This window comes from Bradyrhizobium sp. HKCCYLR20261, assembly GCF_051168435.1.
Taxonomy (GTDB): Bacteria; Pseudomonadota; Alphaproteobacteria; order Rhizobiales; family Xanthobacteraceae; genus Bradyrhizobium.
In genome coordinates, this window is the sequence record NZ_JBNPUZ010000014.1 from 152,685 (window position 1) to 172,870 (window position 20,186).

The 20,186-nt window shown below is 65.3% G+C and carries 19 protein-coding genes; 6 read left to right on the forward strand and 13 right to left on the reverse strand.

Annotation, left to right across the window (positions count from 1 at the left end):
• Nucleotides 1–7: 7 nt before the first annotated feature.
• The gene (locus tag ACQR1L_RS26650) at nt 8–1,504 is read right to left on the reverse strand and encodes a caspase family protein (protein ID WP_434860885.1); all 1,497 of its coding nucleotides are present in this window, start codon (nt 1,502–1,504) and stop codon (nt 8–10) included.
• A gap of 486 nt (nt 1,505–1,990) precedes the next feature.
• On the opposite strand from ACQR1L_RS26650, the gene ACQR1L_RS26655 reads away from it, so the two are divergent.
• Nucleotides 1,991–3,457, forward strand: a complete 1,467-nt coding sequence (locus ACQR1L_RS26655) for a DEAD/DEAH box helicase (protein ID WP_434860886.1) — start codon at nt 1,991–1,993, stop codon at nt 3,455–3,457.
• A gap of 368 nt (nt 3,458–3,825) precedes the next feature.
• Nucleotides 3,826–4,887, forward strand: a complete 1,062-nt coding sequence (locus tag ACQR1L_RS26660) for a GGDEF domain-containing protein (RefSeq protein ID WP_434860887.1) — start codon at nt 3,826–3,828, stop codon at nt 4,885–4,887.
• A 12-nt stretch (nt 4,888–4,899) separates the two neighbouring features.
• Here the strand turns inward: ACQR1L_RS26660 and ACQR1L_RS26665 are convergent, their stop codons facing one another.
• The 8 genes from ACQR1L_RS26665 to ACQR1L_RS26700 form a co-directional block, all read right to left on the reverse strand.
• Nucleotides 4,900–5,490 carry a TfoX/Sxy family protein gene (locus ACQR1L_RS26665; RefSeq protein WP_434860914.1) on the reverse strand — a complete coding sequence of 197 codons (591 nt, stop codon included), beginning with the start codon at nt 5,488–5,490 and terminating at the stop codon, nt 4,900–4,902.
• Nucleotides 5,491–5,605: 115 nt separating this feature from the next.
• Nucleotides 5,606–5,995 (reverse strand): HesB/IscA family protein, encoded by a 390-nt coding sequence (locus ACQR1L_RS26670; protein WP_434860915.1) that lies wholly within the window; start codon nt 5,993–5,995, stop codon nt 5,606–5,608.
• A gap of 61 nt (nt 5,996–6,056) precedes the next feature.
• Complete coding sequence (locus ACQR1L_RS26675) at nt 6,057–6,428, reverse strand: SUF system Fe-S cluster assembly protein (RefSeq protein WP_434860888.1); 372 nt, start codon at nt 6,426–6,428, stop codon at nt 6,057–6,059.
• Nucleotides 6,425–7,672 carry a cysteine desulfurase gene (locus tag ACQR1L_RS26680; RefSeq protein WP_434860889.1) on the reverse strand — a complete coding sequence of 416 codons (1,248 nt, stop codon included), beginning with the start codon at nt 7,670–7,672 and terminating at the stop codon, nt 6,425–6,427. The genes ACQR1L_RS26675 and ACQR1L_RS26680 overlap by 4 nt, the downstream gene beginning before the upstream one ends.
• Nucleotides 7,669–8,991: a Fe-S cluster assembly protein SufD gene (gene sufD / locus ACQR1L_RS26685; protein ID WP_434860890.1), complete on the reverse strand. Its 1,323-nt coding sequence runs from the start codon at nt 8,989–8,991 to the stop codon at nt 7,669–7,671. Before sufD ends, ACQR1L_RS26680 begins: the two co-directional genes overlap by 4 nt.
• A gap of 19 nt (nt 8,992–9,010) precedes the next feature.
• Nucleotides 9,011–9,763 carry a Fe-S cluster assembly ATPase SufC gene (gene sufC / locus ACQR1L_RS26690; RefSeq protein ID WP_434860891.1) on the reverse strand — a complete coding sequence of 251 codons (753 nt, stop codon included), beginning with the start codon at nt 9,761–9,763 and terminating at the stop codon, nt 9,011–9,013.
• A 120-nt stretch (nt 9,764–9,883) separates the two neighbouring features.
• A complete protein-coding gene (gene sufB, locus ACQR1L_RS26695) occupies nt 9,884–11,380 on the reverse strand; it encodes a Fe-S cluster assembly protein SufB (RefSeq protein WP_434860892.1) in 1,497 nt (498 codons plus the stop codon).
• Nucleotides 11,381–11,463: 83 nt separating this feature from the next.
• Entirely contained in the window at nt 11,464–12,627 is a 1,164-nt protein-coding gene (locus ACQR1L_RS26700; protein WP_434860893.1) for a cysteine desulfurase family protein, read from the reverse strand.
• Nucleotides 12,628–12,760: 133 nt separating this feature from the next.
• Between ACQR1L_RS26700 and ACQR1L_RS26705 the strand changes: the two genes are divergently transcribed.
• Together ACQR1L_RS26705 and ACQR1L_RS26710 are read left to right on the forward strand one after the other, a co-directional pair.
• A complete protein-coding gene (locus ACQR1L_RS26705) occupies nt 12,761–13,651 on the forward strand; it encodes a LytTR family DNA-binding domain-containing protein (protein ID WP_434860894.1) in 891 nt (296 codons plus the stop codon).
• A gap of 279 nt (nt 13,652–13,930) precedes the next feature.
• Entirely contained in the window at nt 13,931–14,578 is a 648-nt protein-coding gene (locus ACQR1L_RS26710) for an alpha/beta hydrolase (protein WP_012044037.1), read from the forward strand.
• Between the two features lie 43 nt (nt 14,579–14,621).
• Here the strand turns inward: ACQR1L_RS26710 and ACQR1L_RS26715 are convergent, their stop codons facing one another.
• The 3 genes from ACQR1L_RS26715 to ACQR1L_RS26725 all read right to left on the reverse strand — a co-directional run bounded on the left by ACQR1L_RS26715 (nt 14,622) and on the right by ACQR1L_RS26725 (nt 16,813).
• Complete coding sequence (locus ACQR1L_RS26715; protein WP_434860895.1) at nt 14,622–14,951, reverse strand: DMT family transporter; 330 nt, start codon at nt 14,949–14,951, stop codon at nt 14,622–14,624.
• Nucleotides 14,951–15,628: a glutathione S-transferase family protein gene (locus ACQR1L_RS26720; protein WP_434860896.1), complete on the reverse strand. Its 678-nt coding sequence runs from the start codon at nt 15,626–15,628 to the stop codon at nt 14,951–14,953. Before ACQR1L_RS26720 ends, ACQR1L_RS26715 begins: the two co-directional genes overlap by 1 nt.
• An 81-nt stretch (nt 15,629–15,709) precedes the next feature.
• Entirely contained in the window at nt 15,710–16,813 is a 1,104-nt protein-coding gene (locus tag ACQR1L_RS26725; protein WP_434860897.1) for an anhydro-N-acetylmuramic acid kinase, read from the reverse strand.
• Between the two features lie 196 nt (nt 16,814–17,009).
• Between ACQR1L_RS26725 and tyrS the strand changes: the two genes are divergently transcribed.
• Nucleotides 17,010–18,263 (forward strand): tyrosine--tRNA ligase, encoded by a 1,254-nt coding sequence (tyrS, locus tag ACQR1L_RS26730; protein ID WP_434860898.1) that lies wholly within the window; start codon nt 17,010–17,012, stop codon nt 18,261–18,263.
• 56 nt (nt 18,264–18,319) lie between these two features.
• Complete coding sequence (locus ACQR1L_RS26735; protein ID WP_434860899.1) at nt 18,320–19,582, forward strand: MFS transporter; 1,263 nt, start codon at nt 18,320–18,322, stop codon at nt 19,580–19,582.
• A 94-nt stretch (nt 19,583–19,676) separates the two neighbouring features.
• On the opposite strand, the gene ACQR1L_RS26740 is transcribed toward ACQR1L_RS26735, so the two are convergent.
• Entirely contained in the window at nt 19,677–20,159 is a 483-nt protein-coding gene (locus tag ACQR1L_RS26740) for an SH3 domain-containing protein (RefSeq protein ID WP_434860900.1), read from the reverse strand.
• Between the last annotated feature and the right edge of the window lie 27 nt (nt 20,160–20,186).

Genomic DNA, 20,186 nt, shown 5'->3' on the forward strand with positions numbered 1-20,186 from the left:
CCGCGCCTCAGCGCCGGAAGCTCTTGATCTCCGACACGCTGCCGTCGCGGTAAGTCAGCTCGACCGAGACGAACTTCGTCGCCGGCGGCAGCTTGAGATAGGGCGTCGCGTTGGAGGGAATCGCGCTGGGGTCGCGCATGTCGCAGCCGGGCATGTTCAGCACCTTGTCCGGCACGGCCGAGTCGATGCCGATGCGCACCTCGCGGATCGCGCAGCGATACGACATCAGGTGCGTGTAGTAGACGAGCAGCCCGTTGAACTCGCGGAACGACAGCCAGCTCGTCGCGGTCATGTCGAGGATCTTGCGCTGGTCGCGCACCAGCGCAGTCTCCGGCTCGAACCGGATCGGAAATGGCCCCTGCATTTCGCCGGAGGCATCGACATAGCGGACCTGGATGGTGCCTGCGGGCTCGTCCGCCGGCAGCTGGATCGACGGATTGGGCATGCGCTTGCGCGTGCGCGGATCCAGCACGTCCATGAAGCCGGTCTCGCGGAAGTCTCCGCTTTCACCCATGCGCCAGGAAATGCCGAGCGTCGGGTCGGCGATCGAGAACGTGACGGTCCAGCCGCCATTGTGGCGCGAGAACATCGCGATCGGCGCGTTCAGGATCTCGTTGGCCGGCGGGATCTTCGGCGCGGAGACCGGCGGCAGCGCCGCGAGCTTCTGCTGCGGCTCGGCCGGCTTGTCGGCGGCCGGCCCCTTGGCCATCCCGTTGAGGAAGACATCGTCGACCATCTGGTCGAAATAGACCGGGATCTGCTTGTGGCGCACGGTCTCGGCGAGTTCGCTGACGGCGCGCCGGGTGCGCTGAGCGACCTGGACGAGGTTGACTCCGGGCTGCGTCAGCTCCTTGGCGAAGGTGCGCGTGAACACCGAATTCGGATTGGCGTCATCATTCGAAAGCCGGTCGAGCGCGGTCTGCCGCGGACCGGCCGAGAACACCGAGAACACGCCCTCGGGCAGCTGCGTCATCGGCGCCAAGCCGCCGCCACCTGCGACGGCGCGCGTGCCCGAACGCTCGAACGGATTGTTGCGGCAGGCGTCGAAGACCAGGATGGAGGTGCGCGCCTTCTTGTTCTGCAGCCGCTCGATGATGCGGTCGGCAAGGATCGAGGCGTCGCGCACCAGCTCCTCCTGCCCTTCAGTCGCGGCCGGCACGTCCGTCGGCAGCAGGAAGTTCTGGCCGGCGATCTCGAAGCCATGGCCGGCGTAGAAGAAGAACGCGGTATCGCCTGGCTCGACCGCGTTGTCGAACGCGAGCAGCGTCTGGCTGAACTGCTGCCGATTCAGGTTTTCCGCAACCATGACGTTGAAGCCGAGCTGCTTCAGCGTATCGCCCATGGTGCGCGCGTCGTTGACGGCCTTCTGCAGCTTCGGGACGTAACGATAGTCGTTGTTGCCGACGACGAGCGCCACGCGCTTCTCGGCATGGGCGGCCGGAGCCACGACCATGGCCAGCAGGGCCACCAGGAGCGCCTGCACCGTCCGCATCGATCTCATCATTCGTCCCTGCCCTCGTCGCATGAGGCTGCGCCTCCGATAGTCGGCCGCCCCTCACCGCCGGTTCACGCAGCCAGGCTGGTGCGCCCTGCCCCGGCGGCTTGGCGCCGAACACACGCCGCAATTCCGTCGACAATTCGACGGCGACTCGCCTTGCCGTTCCGGCGCGCCGACTTCGGTGACCCCGAAGTGCGACGGCAAGACGACGAGTTGCCCGGAAAAAAATGCAAAAACATTAAGCTTTTTCGGCACTTCGCGACCCTCTTCCATTGACTTTGCGCGATTCGCCCCTATCTTCCGCAGCAGCGCGGCCGGGAAATCCGATTCCTGAGAAATTCGCCGCCGGTCAGCGTAAGTCAGAAAACCCCCAGCTTCCTTAGAGCATGCCGTTTCGGGGTTGAACGCGACCACAGCCTTTTACCCCTCGATTCCTAACGGCGGCGTCGAATAGAGGCCCCGTCGCCTGTTGGCGCGTGACATAGAGGCTCGATGTCTTTTTCCAATCTCGGCTTGTCCGACAAGGTGTTGGCTGCAGTAGCGGCAACCGGATACACCACGCCCACTCCCATTCAGGAACAGGCGATTCCGCATGTGCTGGCGCGCCGCGACGTGCTCGGCATCGCCCAGACCGGCACCGGCAAGACCGCCGCCTTCGTCCTGCCGATGCTCACCATCCTGGAAAAGGGCCGCGCCCGCGCGCGGATGCCGCGCACGCTGATCCTGGAACCGACCCGCGAGCTCGCCGCCCAGGTCAAAGAGAATTTCGACCGTTACGGCGTGGGACAGAAGCTCAACGTCGCCCTGCTGATCGGCGGCGTTTCTTTCGGTGACCAGGATGCCAAGCTGACCCGCGGCGTCGACGTCCTGATCGCCACGCCGGGCCGCCTGCTCGACCACACCGAGCGCGGCGGGCTGCTGCTGACCGGTGTCGAGCTCCTGGTCATTGACGAAGCCGACCGCATGCTCGACATGGGCTTCATTCCGGACATCGAGCGCATCTGCAAGCTCGTGCCCTTCACCCGGCAGACCCTGTTCTTCACCGCGACCATGCCGCCGGAAATCCGGCGCATCACCGACGCCTTCCTGCATAATCCGCAGAAGGTCGAAGTCTCCAAGCCGGCTACGACCGCGGTCACCGTCACCCAGTTGCAGGTGCCGTCGGGACGCGAGGCGCATCAGAAGCGCGACGTGCTGCGCCGCCTGCTGCGCGAGGCCAAGGATCTCAAGAACGCAATCATCTTCTGCAACCGCAAGCGCGACGTCGCGATCGTGCACAAATCGCTGCAGAAGCACGGCTTCAGCGTCGGCGCTCTGCACGGCGACATGGACCAGTCAGCGCGCATGGCCGCGCTCGATCAGTTCCGCAAGGGCGAGCTGCCGCTGCTCGTGGCCTCCGACGTCGCCGCCCGCGGCCTCGACATTCCCGAAGTCAGCCACGTCTTCAATTTCGACGTGCCGCATCATTCCGACGACTACGTCCATCGCATCGGCCGCACCGGCCGCGCCGGCCGCACCGGAACCGCGATCTCGATCGTGTCTCCCGCCGATCAGAAATCCGTCGTCGCCATCGAGAAGCTGATCGGTCAGCCCATCCCGCAGATCGAAGGCAACTACGAGGTCGAGGACTCCTCGCACGACGACGAGCAGCGTGAACGTCGTCCGCGCGATCGCGACAGTTCACGTCGCAGCCGCGGCAAGGCTCCCCGTGAGCGGGAACCTCGCGAGCCCCGTGAGCGGGAGCGCGAGCCGCGGGAGCCCCGTGAGCGAGAACCGCGTCCGGCCGCTGCCGCTCCGCGCGCACCGCAGGCCGCCACGCCGCGCCCCGCACCCGCGCCCCGCAGCGATCAGCCGCGCAATGAGCATCGCCGTTCGCGGCGCGATCAGGACAATGAGCCTGCGGATCATTCACATCTTCCGGCGTTTCTGCTACGCCCGGTGCGCGCGCCGCTGCCTTGATAAGACTCGATGTTCCGAGCGGCTCGAGATGAAGCGCGCTCGGAACTCTCACGCTTCATCTGAGTTCCGCCTTCTCAGTGAGTTCCGGTGAACTAACCAACTTAGGTTAGTCGTCGTCAGGCCGTTCCAGATCCGCTCAAATCGAACGATGCCGGAACAGCGACCTGGGGAGTGCCACAGCACCGCGTCGCTTCACCACATATGTAGCTCATCAAGCATATGAGCTGTGGAATACCGCCGACCGGCGCGCAGGCGCTCCGCAACTCTACGGCCGTATTTACCCCTGGTTCACGAACGTCCTTTAGCTTGACCGGCATTGTTTATTTCATTGCTGTGACGGCGACGCGGGCGATTGGGGAGAACCTGTTGTGGTCAACGCGCTTGACGAACACGAACGCACGATGGGCTTCGCCGAGGTCGCGCTCAGCCAGATCAAAACGCTTCGCCACTCGGCCACTCCGCGCAACTACGAGATCTGGTACGTCTACGCGACCGGCTACAATGCGCCGCTGAACGACGTCATCAACGAGACGCTGTCGCGCAACGGCAAGCTGACGCAATCCGACCTCGATCAGCTCTACGAATCCTACCTCGCGCATCTCAAGACATCGGATCGCATCGACAAGGTCGGCGCACGGGTCGTCGGCGAGATCGACGACCTCATGGGCATGATCACCGATGCCCTGGGCCGGACCGCGAGCTATGACGCGAGTCTCGCCGGTGCCGATCGCATGCTGGCGTCGGCGACCAATCGCGAGCAACTGGTCGACATCATCGAAGCGCTGGCGCACTCCACCAAGGAGATGCGCGAGACCAACCGGATTCTCGAGGAACGGCTGTCGCTGTCCAAGGACGAGATCAGCGGCCTGCAGCACAGCCTCGAAGTGATCCGCGCCGAAAGCCTGACCGATCCGCTGACCGGGCTCGGCAACCGGAAGTATTTCGACCGAATGATCGAAACGACCGTGCAGACGGGGCTCGTGACCAGGCAGCCGCTGTCGCTCCTGATGTTCGACATCGATCATTTCAAGTCGTTCAACGACTCCTACGGGCACCTCACCGGAGACCAGGTGCTGCGCCTGGTCGGGATGACCTTGAAGCACGCGATCAAGGGCCAGGACATCGCCGCGCGCTATGGTGGCGAGGAGTTCGCCGTCGTGCTGCCGAACACGTCGCTGCAGCACGCGCTGACGGTGGCGGACCAGATTCGCCGCGCCGTGACCGCGAAGGAGCTGAAGAAGAAGTCGACCGGAGAGATCCTTGGACGCGTCACCATCTCGGTCGGCGTGTCGGTTCTGCGCGCCAGCGACGATACAGACGCCCTGATCGAACGCGCCGACGCCTGCCTCTACGCGGCCAAGCGCAACGGCCGCAACAGGGTGGTGTGCGAGAACGATCCGGAATGCGCAGCCGCCACGCAGGTCGCCTGACAGCGCCGAAAATCAGCGCGTCCGGGAGGACGCTGAGCGCGTTGTCCGACCTGATGCGGCCTTGCGCCCTGTTGCAGACGTCTTGGTAGGACTTTTGGCGGCTTTGCGAGTCTTGGCTGCCTTGGCTTTGCTCACGGCTTTCTTGGTGCCGCTCGACTTTGCCTTGCCTGACTTTGCCTTGCTCGACTCGGCCTTGCTCGACTTGGTCCTGTTCGACTGTAGCCCCGCCTCCTTCACGGCCCCTTCGCTGCGCGGCACGGCGCGCTTCTTCCTCGTCTGCTTGGCAAGGGCGGCTCGCTGAGCAGCTGCGAATGCCTCTTTCGCCCAGAGTGCAAATTCGTCGGTGTCGTCGTACAGATGCGCCGGCACCTGCCAATACGAGCGCACGGTCATGCTGCGGGCACGGGTTTCGTAGGAAAACGGCTTCGATCCCGCAGCCTCGAACTTGTCGAAGCTCGTCTCGTCGGCCCGCAGGTAGAGCCCGCTGCGCAGGGCCAGTGCGAAGTTGATGCCGTCGGCGGAGATGCCGAAGCCCGAGAACATGCGCCGGATCGTGACCGGACCGAATCCGGCGAACAGATCCACGAGAAATTCTCGGTCCATCGCGATGCCTCCCGCCAACCTCGCCTATGGCGGACGTTGTCGGTCGGGACGGCGGCGCGTGTCAATGTCCGGAACACAACAATGTCCCGGATGCGTCCTGGCGGAAAGGAGACGATCAGACCTCGGCGGGCTTCAGCTGCACCGACTCGCCGCAGCCGCAGGCGCTGATCTGGTTCGGGTTGTTGAACACGAACTGGGCCTGCATCTTGTCGGTCTGGTAGTCCATCTCGGTGCCGAGCAGGAACAGCACGGCCTTGGGGTCGACCAGGATCTTCACGCCCTTGTCCTCGACGACCTCGTCCGTCGGACGGATGTCGTGGGCATATTCGACCGTGTAGGACTGGCCGGCACAGCCGCCGTTCTTGACACCGACTCGCAGGCCGATGATCTCCGACTCCGCGCGCCCGGTGAGTTCGCGGATGCGCGCGGCGGCCGCCTCAGTCAGCCGCATTACTTGCGGGCGGGGCCGCGGCTTCGGCTTGGTGGCGACTGGCGTGTTGGTCATATCGGTCATCTGGTCAATCCCGGCGGTCGATCAATGCCGCCCGTCATTCAAACTTCGTGCCTCACCACATGTTGAGGACGAGGCGTGCCTCGTCGCTCATCCGGTCCGGGGTCCATTGCGGCTCCCAGACGATGTTGACGTTGACCACGCCGACCCCTGGGACGCTGGCGATGGCGTTCTCGACCATCGTCGGCAGTTCGCCGGCAGCCGGGCAGTTGGGCGTCGTCAGCGTCATCACCACGTCGACGCTGCGGTCATCCTTGATGTCGACCTTGTAGATCAGGCCGAGCTCGTAGATGTCGGCCGGGATCTCCGGATCGAACACCGTCTTCAACGCCGCGACGATCTCGGTGGACAACCGTTCGGTTTCCTCCGGCGGCAGCGCCGACTGCGTTTCGACGTTCTGAGTTTTGACTTCGGCCGTGTCGGTCATGCAAACAAATCCCGCGCCTTGATCAATGCCTGTGCCAGCTGATCGATCTCTTCCCTCGTATTGTACATGCCAAACGAGGCCCGGCAGGTCGCCGTGACGTTGAATCTCTCCAAAAGCGGCATCACGCAATGCGTGCCCGCGCGCACCGCGACGCCCTGCCGGTCGATCACGGTCGCGACATCATGCGCATGCGCACCCTTCATCTCGAACGAGATCACCGGGCCCTTGCCCTTGGCGGTGCCGATCAGCCGGATCGAGTTGATCTCGCGCAGCCGCTCTTGCGCATAGGTCACGAGGTCGTGCTCATGCGCGGCAATGCGCTCCTTGCCGACCGAGTTGACGTAGTCGATCGCAGCGCCGAGGCCGACCGCCTCGACGATCATCGGCGTGCCCGCCTCGAACCGGTGCGGCGGATCACCATAGGTGACGACATCGCGGGAGACCTCGCGGATCATCTCGCCGCCGCCGTTGAAGGGGCGCATCGCGGCAAGCATGTCGTATTTGCCGTAGAGCACGCCGATGCCGGTCGGCCCGTACAGCTTGTGGCCGGTGAAGACGTAGAAGTCGCAGTCGATGTCCTGGACGTCGATGGCGAGATGCACCGCCGCCTGGCTGCCGTCGATCAGCACCGGGATGCCGCGCGCATGCGCCAGCCGAACGACTTCCTTCACCGGAACCAAGGTTCCGAGCATGTTCGACATCTGCGTGATCGCGACGATCTTCGTCTTCGGCGTCAGCAGCTTCTCGAACTCGTCGATCAGAAAGTTGCCGTCGTCGTCGACCGGGGCCCACTTGATCACGGCGCCCTGGCGTTCCCTGAGGAAGTGCCAGGGCACAATGTTGGAGTGGTGCTCCATGATCGAGAGCACGATCTCGTCGCCCTCGCCGATGTTCGCGCCGCCCCAGGACGCCGCAACGAGGTTGATCGCCTCGGTCGCATTGCGGGTGAAGATGATCTCCTCGCTGCGCCTGGCATTGAGGAAGCGCGTCACCCGTTCGCGGCCGCCCTCATAGGCTTCCGTGGCGGCGTTGGCGAGATAGTGCAGGCCGCGATGCACGTTGGCGTATTCGCTGGTGTAGGCCTGCGTCATGCGGTCGAGCACCGCGCGCGGCTTCTGTGCCGAGGCGGCGTTGTCGAGATAGACGAGTGGCTTGCCATAGACCTGCAGCGCCAACGCCGGGAAATCCTCGCGGATGCGGGCGACGTCGTAGGATCCATTGGACACGGCGGGATGCGTGCTCATGCGCGGGCCTCCAGCCAGTCCTGGGCCGTGGCGATGACGCGCTCGCGCAGGCCATCGTCCTCGATCGCCTCGATCGCCTCGCCGACGAAGGCCTGGATCAGCAACGCCTGCGCCTGCTTCTCGGGCAGGCCGCGGGCGCGCAGGTAGAACAGCAGGCTGTCGTCGAGCGCGCCGGCGGTCGCGCCGTGACCGCAGGAGACGTCGTCGGCAAAGATCTCGAGCTCCGGCTTCGCGTCGGCCTCCGCCTCGTCGGATAGCAGCAGCGCCCGCGTCATCATCTTGCCGTCGGTCTGCTGCGCGTCGGGGCGGACGATGATGCGGCCCTGGAACACGGAGTGCGCACGATCGTCGAGCACCGCGCGGAAGTTCTCGCGGCTGGTGCAGCCGGGCACGGCGTGGTCGACCACCAGCGTCATGTCGCCGTGCTGCTTGTCGCGCAGCAGGTTGACGCCGTTGACGATCAGCTCGCTGGACTCGCCCGCGAGCGTGAAGAACGCCTGCAGCCGGCTGACCGCGCCGCCGCTGGTCATGTTGAACAGGCTGAGCTTGGACTTGGCGCCAACCGTGAACAGCTCGGACGATACGTTCACCGCGTCGGCGGCATCGCGCATCAGACGGATATGCGACAGCTGAGCGCCGTCGCCGACCCAGATGACAGCGGCGTCGTTGGCCTGATAGGTGGCAACGCCATCAGCGGCGATCGACGTCTCGACCAGTGTCGCGCGCGCGCCCTGCCCGACCTTCACATGCGAGCGGCTGTAGCGTGCGGTCTTCGACGCGGTGGCGACGTGGATCAGGTACAGCGGTGCGGACAGCTGCGTGCCATCGGCCACCGTCACGACGACGCCGTCGGTCGCGAGCGCCGCGTTCAGCGACAGCATCGGATCGCTGGCCTTGGTCAGCAACAGGTCGCCCCGGGCTTCGTTCGAGGCCTCGTCCAGCACCGCACGCAGCGTCCGCACGCTGACGCCCGCCGGCAGTGCGGAGAGATCCGACAGTTCGGCGGCAACGACGCCGTCGACCAGCACCAGCTTCGCCGCCCCTTCGATCGCAACAGAGGCGATCGCAGCCGTCACCCGCGCCAACGCCGCCGCATCCGGCGCGCCGGCCAAGGGCAGCACCTCGCGCACAAGCGCGCGCAAGTCCGTGTACTTCCATTCCTCGATGCGCCGGTGCGGCAGGCCTGTGCGCTCGAAGGCGGCAAAAGCCTCGCGCCTGACATCCGCCACCTTGCCGGCGCCGGGCAGCCGGCCCTGGGCGGCAGCAAACAGGCTGCTCGCCGCCGGACCGCTGTCGTTCTTGACCAGAGCTACGTTCATCACAGATCCATTCACGGGCTCAGGCCGCATCTTCGAACTGGGCGTAACCGGACGCCTCCAGCTCGAGCGCGAGCTCCTTGCCGCCGCTCTTCACGACGCGGCCCTTCGACATCACGTGAACGACGTCGGGCACGATGTAGTTCAGCAGCCGCTGATAGTGGGTGATCACGATCATCGAGCGCTCGGGCGAGCGCAGCGCGTTGACGCCATCTGCGGCAATGCGCAGCGCATCGATGTCGAGGCCGGAATCCATCTCGTCGAGGATGCACAGCGACGGCTGGAACAGCGCCATCTGCAGCACCTCGTTGCGCTTCTTCTCGCCGCCGGAGAAGCCAACATTGACGCCGCGCTTCAGCATGTCCTGCGGGATGCTGAGCTGTTTGGAGATCTCGCGCACCTTCTTCAGGAAGTCCGGGGTCGAATACTCCTCCTCGCCCCGCGCCTTGCGCTGCGCGTTGAGCGCGGTGCGCAGGAAGGTCATGGTGGCGACGCCGGGGATCTCGACCGGATATTGGAACGCCAGGAACACGCCCTTGGCGGCGCGCTCGTCCGGATCCATGGCCAAGAGATCCTCGCCCTTGAACAGGATCTCGCCGCCGGTGACCTCGTAGCCCGGCTTGCCGGCGATGACATGGGAGAGCGTCGACTTGCCGGAGCCGTTCGGCCCCATGATCGCGTGCACCTTGCCGGCGTCGATCGAAAGCGTCAGCCCGTGGAGAATCTCGCGCTCCTCGACGCGGACCTGCAGGTTCTTGATTTCGAGTAGTGCCATTGTTGTCTCTTCTGTCTGTTCCTCGTCCCGAGGAGCGCCGCAGGCGCATCTCACAGGATCAGGGTCCACAAGGCTGATGCGTGGAGAAGGCCGCTCAGCGGCCTTCTCGGGATGCGGCTGTTAGCCGACCGAACCTTCGAGGCTGATCGAGATCAGCTTCTGCGCCTCGACGGCGAACTCCATCGGCAGCTGCTGCAGCACGTCCTTGACGAAGCCGTTGACGACGAGCCCGACCGCCTCTTCCTGCGAAAGCCCGCGCTGGATGCAGTAGAACAGCACGTCCTCGGAGATCTTGGACGTCGTCGCCTCATGCTCGAAGGTCGCCGAGGAGTTCTTCGCCTCGATATACGGCACGGTGTGCGCGCCGCATTTGTCGCCGATCAGCAGGGAGTCGCAGGCGGTGAAGTTGCGCGCGCCGGTCGCTTTCCGATGCGCCGTCACCAGGCCGCGATAGGTGTTCTGCGAACGGCCCGCCGCGATACCCTTGGAGATGATGCGGCTCGACGTGTTCTTGCCGAGGTGGATCATCTTGGTGCCGCTATCGACCTGCTGGAAGCCGTTCGAGATCGCGATCGAGTAGAACTCGCCGCGCGAATTGTCGCCGCGCAGGATGCAGCTCGGATATTTCCAGGTGATCGCCGAACCGGTCTCGACCTGAGTCCAGGAGATCTTGGAATTGGCGCCACGGCAGTCGCCACGCTTGGTAACGAAATTGTAGATGCCGCCCTTGCCCTCCGAATTGCCCGGATACCAGTTCTGCACCGTCGAGTACTTGATCTCGGCATCATCCATCGCGACCAGCTCGACGACAGCCGCATGCAGCTGGTTTTCGTCGCGCTGTGGCGCCGTGCAGCCTTCCAAGTAGGAGACGTAAGCGCCCTTGTCGGCGATGATCAGCGTGCGCTCGAACTGGCCGGTGTTGCGCTCGTTGATGCGGAAATAGGTCGACAGCTCCATCGGGCAGCGCACGCCCGGCGGCACGTAGACGAACGAGCCGTCGGAGAACACCGCCGAGTTCAAGGTGGCGTAGAAATTGTCCGAGGTCGGCACGACGCTGCCGAGATATTTCTGCACCAGCTCGGGATATTCGCGGATCGCTTCCGAGATCGGCATGAAGATCACGCCGGCCTTCTTCAGCTCCTCCTTGAACGTCGTCGCCACCGACACCGAATCGAACACGGCGTCGACCGCGATCTTGCGCGTCTCCGGAGTGCCGGCGCCGGGCTTCGGCTCCACGCCTTCGAGGATCGCGACCTCGCGCAGGGGGATGCCGAGCTTTTCATAGGTCTTCAGGATCTCCGGATCGATCTCGTCGATCGAGGAGAGCTGCTTCTTCGGCTTCGGCGCGGAGTAGTAATACAGATCCTGGAAGTCGATCTTCGGGTAGTCGACGCGCGCCCAGGTCGGCTCCTGCATGGTCAGCCAGCGGCGATAGGCCTCCAGGCGCCATTCGAGCATCCAGGCGGGCTCGTTCTTCTTGCCCGAGATGAAGCGGATCGTGTCTTCGGACAGGCCCTTGGGGGCCTTCTCGGATTCGATGACTGTCTCGAATCCATAGCGATATTGGTCAACGTCGATCCGCCTGACGCGGTCGACCGTCTCTTGTACGGCTGGCATTCCATCCTCCGCTCGCGGTTTCAAGGACCGCGGTGGACATCTCTGGAACCGTCTTACGACGTTTCGCGGACGAAATCACGCCCTTAGAATCGCTCAAGCACGGTTTCGTTGCCACCTTTAAGTAGGGTCAATGACAGCTTTCGCCAAGCCTCGACGACCCGATCGACCTCCGCCTCCGTGGTGGACCAGCCCAGACTGAGGCGCACCGCTCCCTGGGCGGCCGCAGAACCCACGCCCATCGCTTCCAGGACATGGGACGGCTGGACCTTGCCGGAGGAGCAGGCCGAGCCGGAAGATACTGCAATACCTGCGAGATCGAAGCCGATCACCGCCGTCTCGGCTTTCATCCCGGGCGCGGTGAACAGCGTGGTATTGGGCAGCCGGGCCGCCGCGGACGAAAACACCGTCAAGCCGCGCGTCTGGCACAAGCCCGCCTCCAGCCGCTCGCGGAGGGCCGTGACCCGAGGCAGATCCACCTCCAGCGCCGCCATGGCCGCGCCGGCGGCGGCCCCGAAGCCGGCGATCCCGGTCAGGTTCTCGGTTCCGGCCCGGCGGCCGCGCTCCTGCCCGCCGCCGCGCAGCAGCGGAACGAGGTCGTCGAGGCCTGTGCCGATCACCAGGGCGCCGACACCTTTCGGGCCGCCGATCTTGTGCGCAGAAACGGTCACAAGGTCAGCACCCATCCGCTTGATATCAAGCGGGATTTTTCCAAACGCCTGGATCGCGTCGACGTGCAGCAGGCCGCCCGCCTGGCGCACGAGCTCAGCGACTTCTGAGATCGGTTGAAGCACGCCGGTCTCGTTGTTGGCGGCCATCACGGAGATCAGCGCCGGCGGACCGCTCGCCAGCAAGGCTTCGAGACGTTCGAGAACCACCACGCCCGACGCTCCCACCGGGACGGTCTGCACGGCGCCGGCCGCGAACCGCCCGCCCGCCAGCACCGAGGCATGCTCGACCGCCGAGACCAAGAGACGTTCGACCGCACCGCCGGGCGCCTTCAGCCCCGGGCTGAGCGCCAGCACATTGGCCTCGGTTCCGCCCGCCGTGAACACGACGCGTCGCGCGGTGGTGCCGAGCCCGCGCGCGATCACCTCGCGGGCATCCTCCATCAGCCGGCGCGCCTTGCGGCCTTCGGCATGCACCGAGGACGGATTGCCGACGAGATCCATGGCCGCAAGCATCGCCGCCCGCGCTTCGGGGCGCAGCGGCGTCGTCGCATTCCAGTCGAAAAAGACCCTGTCGGCCATGTCCCGCTCATATCAACTCGGTTCGCGATCGACCACCACGCATCAACGCCGGCCGATTGTGATCTGCCCTGCTGCCGCCAGGGCGGCACGGTGGTATCGTCGCACGCGAGATTGAGATGGTGAGTGCGGTCCCATGAGCAAGCTGACCGGTCTGATCCTGCGTCCGAACGACCGGACCTTCTATGCGACGACCGCCGCGCTGGCGGCCGGGGTCGGCATCATCAATGCCTTCTCGTCGGCCCATGACGCCGCCCGGCGCGGTGCGACCTACGATCTCGCAAAGCCGCTGGTGTGGGAGATGACCAGCATTCTGGTCATCATTCTGCTCACCCCGCTGCTGGTCGCGACGGTCCGATCGATCCGATCATCATCCGGCGCCCTGCATCGCGTCGTGATCCCGGCGATGACGCTGATTGCGTTCTCGGCGCTGCACATGCTGGGCATGGTGGCGCTACGCAACCTCGTGATGTGGTCACAGGGCGGCAGCTATGATTTCGATCTCTCCTGGCCGACCGTCCTGTACGAGTTTCGCAAGGACACCATGACCGCGCTGCTCATCGGCACCACGCTGTGGCTCTGGGACGGCTTTCACGCAGCCAAACAAGAAGTGTCCTCCAGCGCGACTGCCCCCCCTGTCCCCGCCGCTCTATGGCTGCGTGACGGCACGAGCCGGATCCGGATCGCGCCGTCCGACATCCTGTGGGTCGCCTCCGCCGGAAATTATGTCGAATACACCATGGCCGACGGCCGCCAGCATCTAATCCGCGGCACGCTCTCGGCCACCGAGACCGAGTTGGCCCGCTTCAATCTCGTCCGCATTCATCGCAGCCGGCTGGTCAACATGGCCCGCGTGACCGCGCTGTCATCGCTGCCGACGGGCGATTTCACCCTGACATTCGACAGCGGCCACAAGGTGCAGGGCAGCCGCCGCTTCCGCAGCGCCGTTCCACACCTGGAGCAGACGCCGACACCGCCACGCGCGGGCGCTCCCGCCGACGAGGAAAATTCCAAGGTTTTCAATTGACTGCAGGAAGATGCGAAGCAACCGCCGCGGTGTCCGGGTCGGACCCGCGGCCTGCTCGGTGCAGTGCTGTGGGCGTTGCCAGGCGTTGAAAATCCTTGCTTTTTGCCCCGCGCTCCATGCTAGAAGGCCAACTTCCAGTCACGCCAGCGCTTTTCCGTCCAAGCTCACGGATGGCGCTCGATCACCACTTTTCCTGCTGATGTCCCCAGCTGATGTCTTCGGCGAGGCGCCAGATGAGGCACGGACGAAGTCGGTCGATGCTCTGCCAAGGATTCTCTGATGCCTGAAGTTATCTTCAACGGTCCGGCCGGCCGCCTCGAAGGCCGTTACCATCCGGCGAAGCAGAAGAACGCGCCGATCGCGATGATCCTGCATCCGCATCCGCAGTTCCATGGCACGATGAACCATCAGATCGTGTACCAGTGCTACTACGCCTTCGCGCATCGCGGCTTCTCGGTGCTGCGCTTCAATTTCCGCGGCGTCGGCCGCAGCCAGGGATCGTTCGACCACGGCACCGGCGAGCTGTCCGATGCGGCCTCCGCGCTCGACTGGGCGCAGACCATCAACCCCGAGGCGCGCGCCTGCTGGGTCGCCGGCTTCTCGTTCGGCGCCTGGATCGGCATGCAGCTGCTGATGCGCCGCCCCGAGGTCGAGGGCTTCATCTCGATCGCCCCGCCCGCCAACCTCTACGACTTCTCGTTCCTGGCGCCCTGCCCGTCCTCGGGCCTGATCGTGCACGGCGAGAAAGATGCCGTGGTGCCGCCGAAGGACGTCAACACGCTGGTCGAGAAGCTGAAGACGCAGAAGGGCATCGTGATCGACCAGCAGATCATCCCCGGCGCCAACCACTTCTTCGACGGCAAGCTCGAGCCGCTGATGGAGACCATCACGGCGTACCTGGACATGCGCCTCGCCAATGTGAGGTGACGCCGGCCTGATCCGCGGGCGCGAATATCGCTGCCCGCGGCTCTTACGTCGATGCGAGCTTCAACGCTCCAATGCCGGCCAGCACCAGCACAACGCCGACAAGCTTTGTCAGGTTCAGCGCCTCGCCGAACAGCAGCACGCCCATGAGCACCGTGCCGGCGGCGCCGATGCCGGTCCAGACCGCGTAGGCGATCCCGACCTCCAGTACCTGCAGCGCGCGCCCGAGCAGGAACACGAAAGCGGCAAGCAGCAGCAGCGACACGACGCTCCAGCCGGGCCGCGTATAACCTTCCGCATATTTCATCGAGATCGCCCAGCCGACATCGAGCACGCCAGCGATGATCAGCGCAAGCCAGGCGAGCGGCTGGGACATCACGCCGCCTGCTTCAACAAATAAGCATCGTGCCGCGTGAGGAAGGCACGGAGCAGCTGCGGATAGTCGGCGCTGACCGCCGTCGTCACGCTCGGCCGCAGCGCGAGTTGAGCGCGCCATGCGCTAACCTTCGGCGTGGCGGCGAAGATGCCGAGATCACCATAGGCATCGAACACATCGAAATAGCGGAAGACCGGCGCGAAGACCGCGTCGACGAGGCTGAACTGCGCGCCGGCGAAATACGGTCCCTCGCCCAAGGCGTCCTCGACGCGCGCGAACTTCGCGGTCAGCGCCTCGCGCTTGGCCGCGAACACCTGAGCGTCCTGCGTCGTCTCCAGGCCCCAGAGATCGCCCAGGATCGCGGAGCCAAACTCCATCCAGGCGCGATGCTGGGCGCGCGCCAGCGCGTCCTGCGGATGCAGCTTCGCGCCACCTTGCGTCTCCTCGATGTACTCGCAGATCACGTTGCTCTCGAACAGCGCCACCTCGCCCTGCGGCGTGGGCACCACCAGCACCGGCACCTTGCCGAGCGGCGAGAGCTTCAAGAACCAGTCGGGCTTGTTAGCGAGATCGATATCGATCCGCTCGAAAGCGATGCCCTTCTCGGTAAGCGCGATGACGGCGCGCTGCACGTAGGGGCAAAGCCTGTGGCTGATCAGCTTCAGGGAGGGCGACATGACATCCTCGGCAGTTTGATGCAGATGCATCAAACTAGATGCACTTGCATGAACCTGTCAAGGACGATGCATCTGCATGGATCAGGGCCTCGCGATCACCCCGCCGGTCATCGGAAACGGCACCCCCGTCGTGGCCGGATAGCTCAGCGGCAGCCCCTTCATGCCGCGCACGGCCAGGAAGCCGAACGCCTGGGCCTCTATGGCGTCGGCCGACCAGCCGAGCGCGTCCGCCGATTCGACGCTCGCCGGCGCCACGCGTTCCCTGAGCATCCGCATCATGGCGTGGTTGCGGGCTCCGCCGCCGCAGACGATCCAGCTCGCTGGCGGCTTCGGCAGCAAAGGCACGATCCGGGCAATGGCGGCCGCGGTGAACGCCGTCAGCGTGGCCGCGCCATCCGCCGGGCTCGCGGCGTCCAGCTTCAGCGCGGCAAAATCATTGCGGTCGAGCGATTTCGGCGGCGGCAGCGCGAAGAACGGCAGCGCCAGCGCATCGGCGATCCACGCCTCGTTTGGCGCGCCCTGCTCCGCCAGGCGGCCGTCCTGGTCGAACGCCTGCCCGGTCGTGCGGTGCATGAAATCGTCGAGCAGCGCATTGCCCGGCCCGGTGTCGCAGGCGATCAGGACGTCGTCGCCGTCGATATAGGTGATGTTGGAGACGCCACCGATGTTCACCACGGCGATCGGCCCTTGCCGCGACAGCGATTGCGCCAGCGCGCGGTGATAGACCGGCACGAAGGGCGCGCCCTGCCCGCCGAAATCGACGTCGGCGGCACGAAAATCGTGCATCACGGGGATATGGACGGATTTGGCGAGCGCGCCGGCATCGCCGATCTGCACCGTCAGGCGGCGCTCAGGGCGATGCAGCACGGTCTGGCCGTGGAAGCCGATGATGTCGATATCCTCCGGCATCAGCCGGTGCTGGGCGAGGAACGCCGCGATCGCCTCGGCATGCGCCACCGTGACGGCCTGCTCGGCGTCGCGAACCCGCCCCGGCCGCGCCTCGCGCTGCTCGATCTGCACGGCATCGGCGAGCGCCTCCCGCAGCAGGCTGCGCTCGGCGGGACTGTAGGGCCGATACCCGGAGGGGCCGAGCGTCTTGACCAGCCGCCCGTCGGTTTCGATCAAGGCCACGTCGACCCCGTCCAGCGAGGTGCCACTCATGAGGCCAAGTGCGGTCAGAATCATTGCAGTCGAACCCGAAAATCTTAGCCTCGCCTGGAAGTGCGGCTGATTTGAGGTCCCGCCGGCGTCTGTACATGACCTTGTACAAGCCGGGCGCATCTTATAATGCCACAACGCCCGGACCGGCGGCAGCCGCCCTCCCGTACCCGGCCGCGACATCAGGCCAATACCGTAAACAAAAGCTCAGAGCAGCCCCACCATGACTGGCTTCAAGTCTGATTTCCTGAACGTGCTGCAGAGCCGCGGGTTCATTCATCAGTGCTCGGATTTCGAGGGCCTCGATGCGCTCGCCGCCAAGGGCCAGGCGACCGCCTATGTCGGCTATGACTGCACCGCGCGCTCGCTGCACATCGGCAACTTCCTGACCATGATGATGCTGTACTGGCTGCAGCAGACCGGCAACAAGCCGATCACACTGATGGGCGGCGGCACCACCATGGTCGGAGATCCCTCCGGCAAGGACGAGACCCGCGCGATGCGCACGGTCGAGGAGATCGAGGGCAACAAGGCCTCGATCCGCGGCGTGTTTGCAAAAGTGCTGCGCTATGGCAACGGCGCCACCGACGCCATCATGCTCGACAATGCCGAGTGGCTGACCAAGCTCAACTGGATCGAGATGCTGCGCGACATCGGCCGGCACTTCTCGGTCAACCGCATGCTCACCATGGACTCCGTGCGGCTGCGCCTCGAGCGCGAGCAGGAGATGAGCTTCATCGAGTTCAACTACATGGTCTGCCAGGCCTACGACTTCGTCGAGCTGGCGCGACGCACCGGCTGCCGGCTGCAGATGGGCGGCTCCGACCAGTGGGGCAACATCGTCAACGGCGTCGAGCTCGGCCGCCGCATGGGCACCGAGCAGCTGTTCGCGCTGACGACGCCGCTGCTCACCACCGCCTCCGGCGCCAAGATGGGCAAGACCGCGCAGGGCGCGATCTGGCTCAATGCCGACCAGTGCAGCCCGTATGATTTCTGGCAGTACTGGCGCAACACCGAGGACGCCGACGTCGTCAAGTTCCTCAAGCTGTTCACGACCTTGCCGCTGTCGGAGATCGAGAAGCTCGGCGCGCTGCAAGGCGCTGAGATCAACGAGGCCAAGAAGGCGCTGGCCGATGCCGCAACGACTCTGCTGCACGGCGAAGAAGCCGCGCGCACGGCAGCCGAGACCGCGCGGCGCACCTTCGAGGAAGGCGCCATCGCGGAGAACCTGCCGACGGTCGAGGTCGCCAAGGCCGAGCTCGACGCCGGCCTCGGCGTGCTCAACGCCTTCGTCAAGGCCGGCCTCGTCGCCTCCAATGGCGAGGCACGGCGCCAGATCAAGGGCGGCGGGCTGCGCGTCAACGACGTCGCCGTGACCGACGAGAAGATGGCGCTGACCGCCAAGGAGCTGACCAGCGAGGGCGTGATCAAGCTCTCGCTGGGCAAGAAGCGGCACGTGCTGGTCAAGCCTGCATAGGGGCATTCGCTTTTGCCGGCTTGTCAGGGCGCGCCTGAAGGCGCTCCCTGGCGGCCATGACGATCAGCGCGCCGCCAGAGCCTGCGCAAGTCGAGGAGACGCCGATCCCGCCGACCAGGGCGGGGCGGACGGCGTTCGTGGTGCTGGGTCTGTGCTTCGCATTGTCGGTGCTCGGCCGAGGCCTCGGCGAGAGCTTCACCGTCTTCCTCAAACCGATCTCCGACAGCTTTGGCTGGGACCGCGCCGAGGTGGTCTCGATCTATTCGATGACCGCTTTGGCTGGCGGCCTCGCCGCGCCGCTCATTGGCCGGCTGTTCGATCATTCCGGACCACGCGCGGTCTACGCCCTCGGACTTCTGCTGCTGGGCTCGGCCTTCACCGCGGCCGCGCATGCGCAGGCGCTGTGGCAGTTCCAGCTCAGCATCGGCCTGTGCGTCGGCATCGGCATCGCGCTGATCGGCAACGTGCCGAACTCGATCCTGCTTGGGCGCTGGTTCGGAACGAAGCTTTCGACGGCCATGGCCGTGATCTATTCGGCGACCGGCGCGGGCGTGCTGCTGCTGCTGCCGGGCTCGCAGCTGCTGATCGATGCCATCGGCTGGCGTAGCGCCTACCAATCGTTCGGCGCCGCGACCTTCATCCTGCTGGTGCCGCTGGCGCTGCTGCCCTGGCGGCTGTTTGCCGCCGGCGCGCCTCATATCATCAGGCCGATCGCCGACGAGTTCGCCGAGGACGTCTGGACCTTGTCCCGCGCGCTGCGCCACCACGCCTTCTGGGCGCTGTTTGCGACCTTCTTCTTCACCGCGATCGGCATGTATGCGATTGCCCCGCAGGTCGTTGCCTACCTGATCGATGCCGGCTTTGCACCGCTGCAGGCCGCAACCGCCTGGGGTTTCTCCGGCGTCGTGCTGCTGTTCGGCATGCTCGGCGTCTCCGCGCTCGACGGACTCATCGGGCGCAGGCCATCGGTGCTGTTCTCCTACGCGGTCTCTATCGCGGGCATCCTGATGCTATGGGCGCTTCAATTCTGGCCCAACATCATCCTGCTCACCGGATTCGTCGTCTGCTTCGGCAGCATGATCGGCTCGCGCGGTCCGCTGCTGTCGGCCACCGCGATGAAGATCTTCCGCGGCAAGCGCCTCGGCACGATCTACGGCACCATCACGATCGGCAGCGGGCTCGGCTCGGCGCTGGGATCGTGGAGCGGCGGGGTCATCCACGACCTCACGCACGGCTACGACGCGGTCATCCTGCTGGCACTGGTCAGCGTCATCATCGGCATGATCCCGTTCCTTGTCGTTCCTGCGCTTCGATCGTAGCGCTTGCCGGCTGCTCCGTCCCAGCGGAGCTGGCTCGCTCGACGCCTTGCGGCGCCGAGCGGACCGGTGTCGAGCACGAGTGCATCCGCCGTCGCTACTCGTACTCATGGCCGTCGTAGTCGTCCTCCCAATTGTCCCGCCACCCGGGCGGCCGCGCATCCTCTTCCCAATGGTAATCGACCCATCGTGGCAGATCACCGTACAGCGGCAGTTCGTGGTAATAGTCACGCCAATACGTGTCGATGTGAAAGGTCACGATCGGCAGCTCGACGCGCGGCGCATAGGCGGGAACATAGACGCGCCGCGTCTCGTAGCTGAACTGAATCAGGGCGCCCGACGCCCAGCCGCGAAGTCCAGACGCGCTGACGTCGCACCAGGTGTAGCCGCGCAGGCAGCCGTGAATCGTGAGCGACGAGCCGGCGCCGAGGACGCCGACCGCGGGGAAGCGTACATTCGGTCCGGCGCGGACGTTGAGATTGACCCCTGCATAGCCCTCGACGCTGGCGGCCTTGGCGCGATCGCTCAGGCCGACGACGATCAAGAGCGCGGCGAGAGGCAGAAGCGGCGTGTTCTTCATAAGATGTCTCCTTGTCGATCGTCCGTC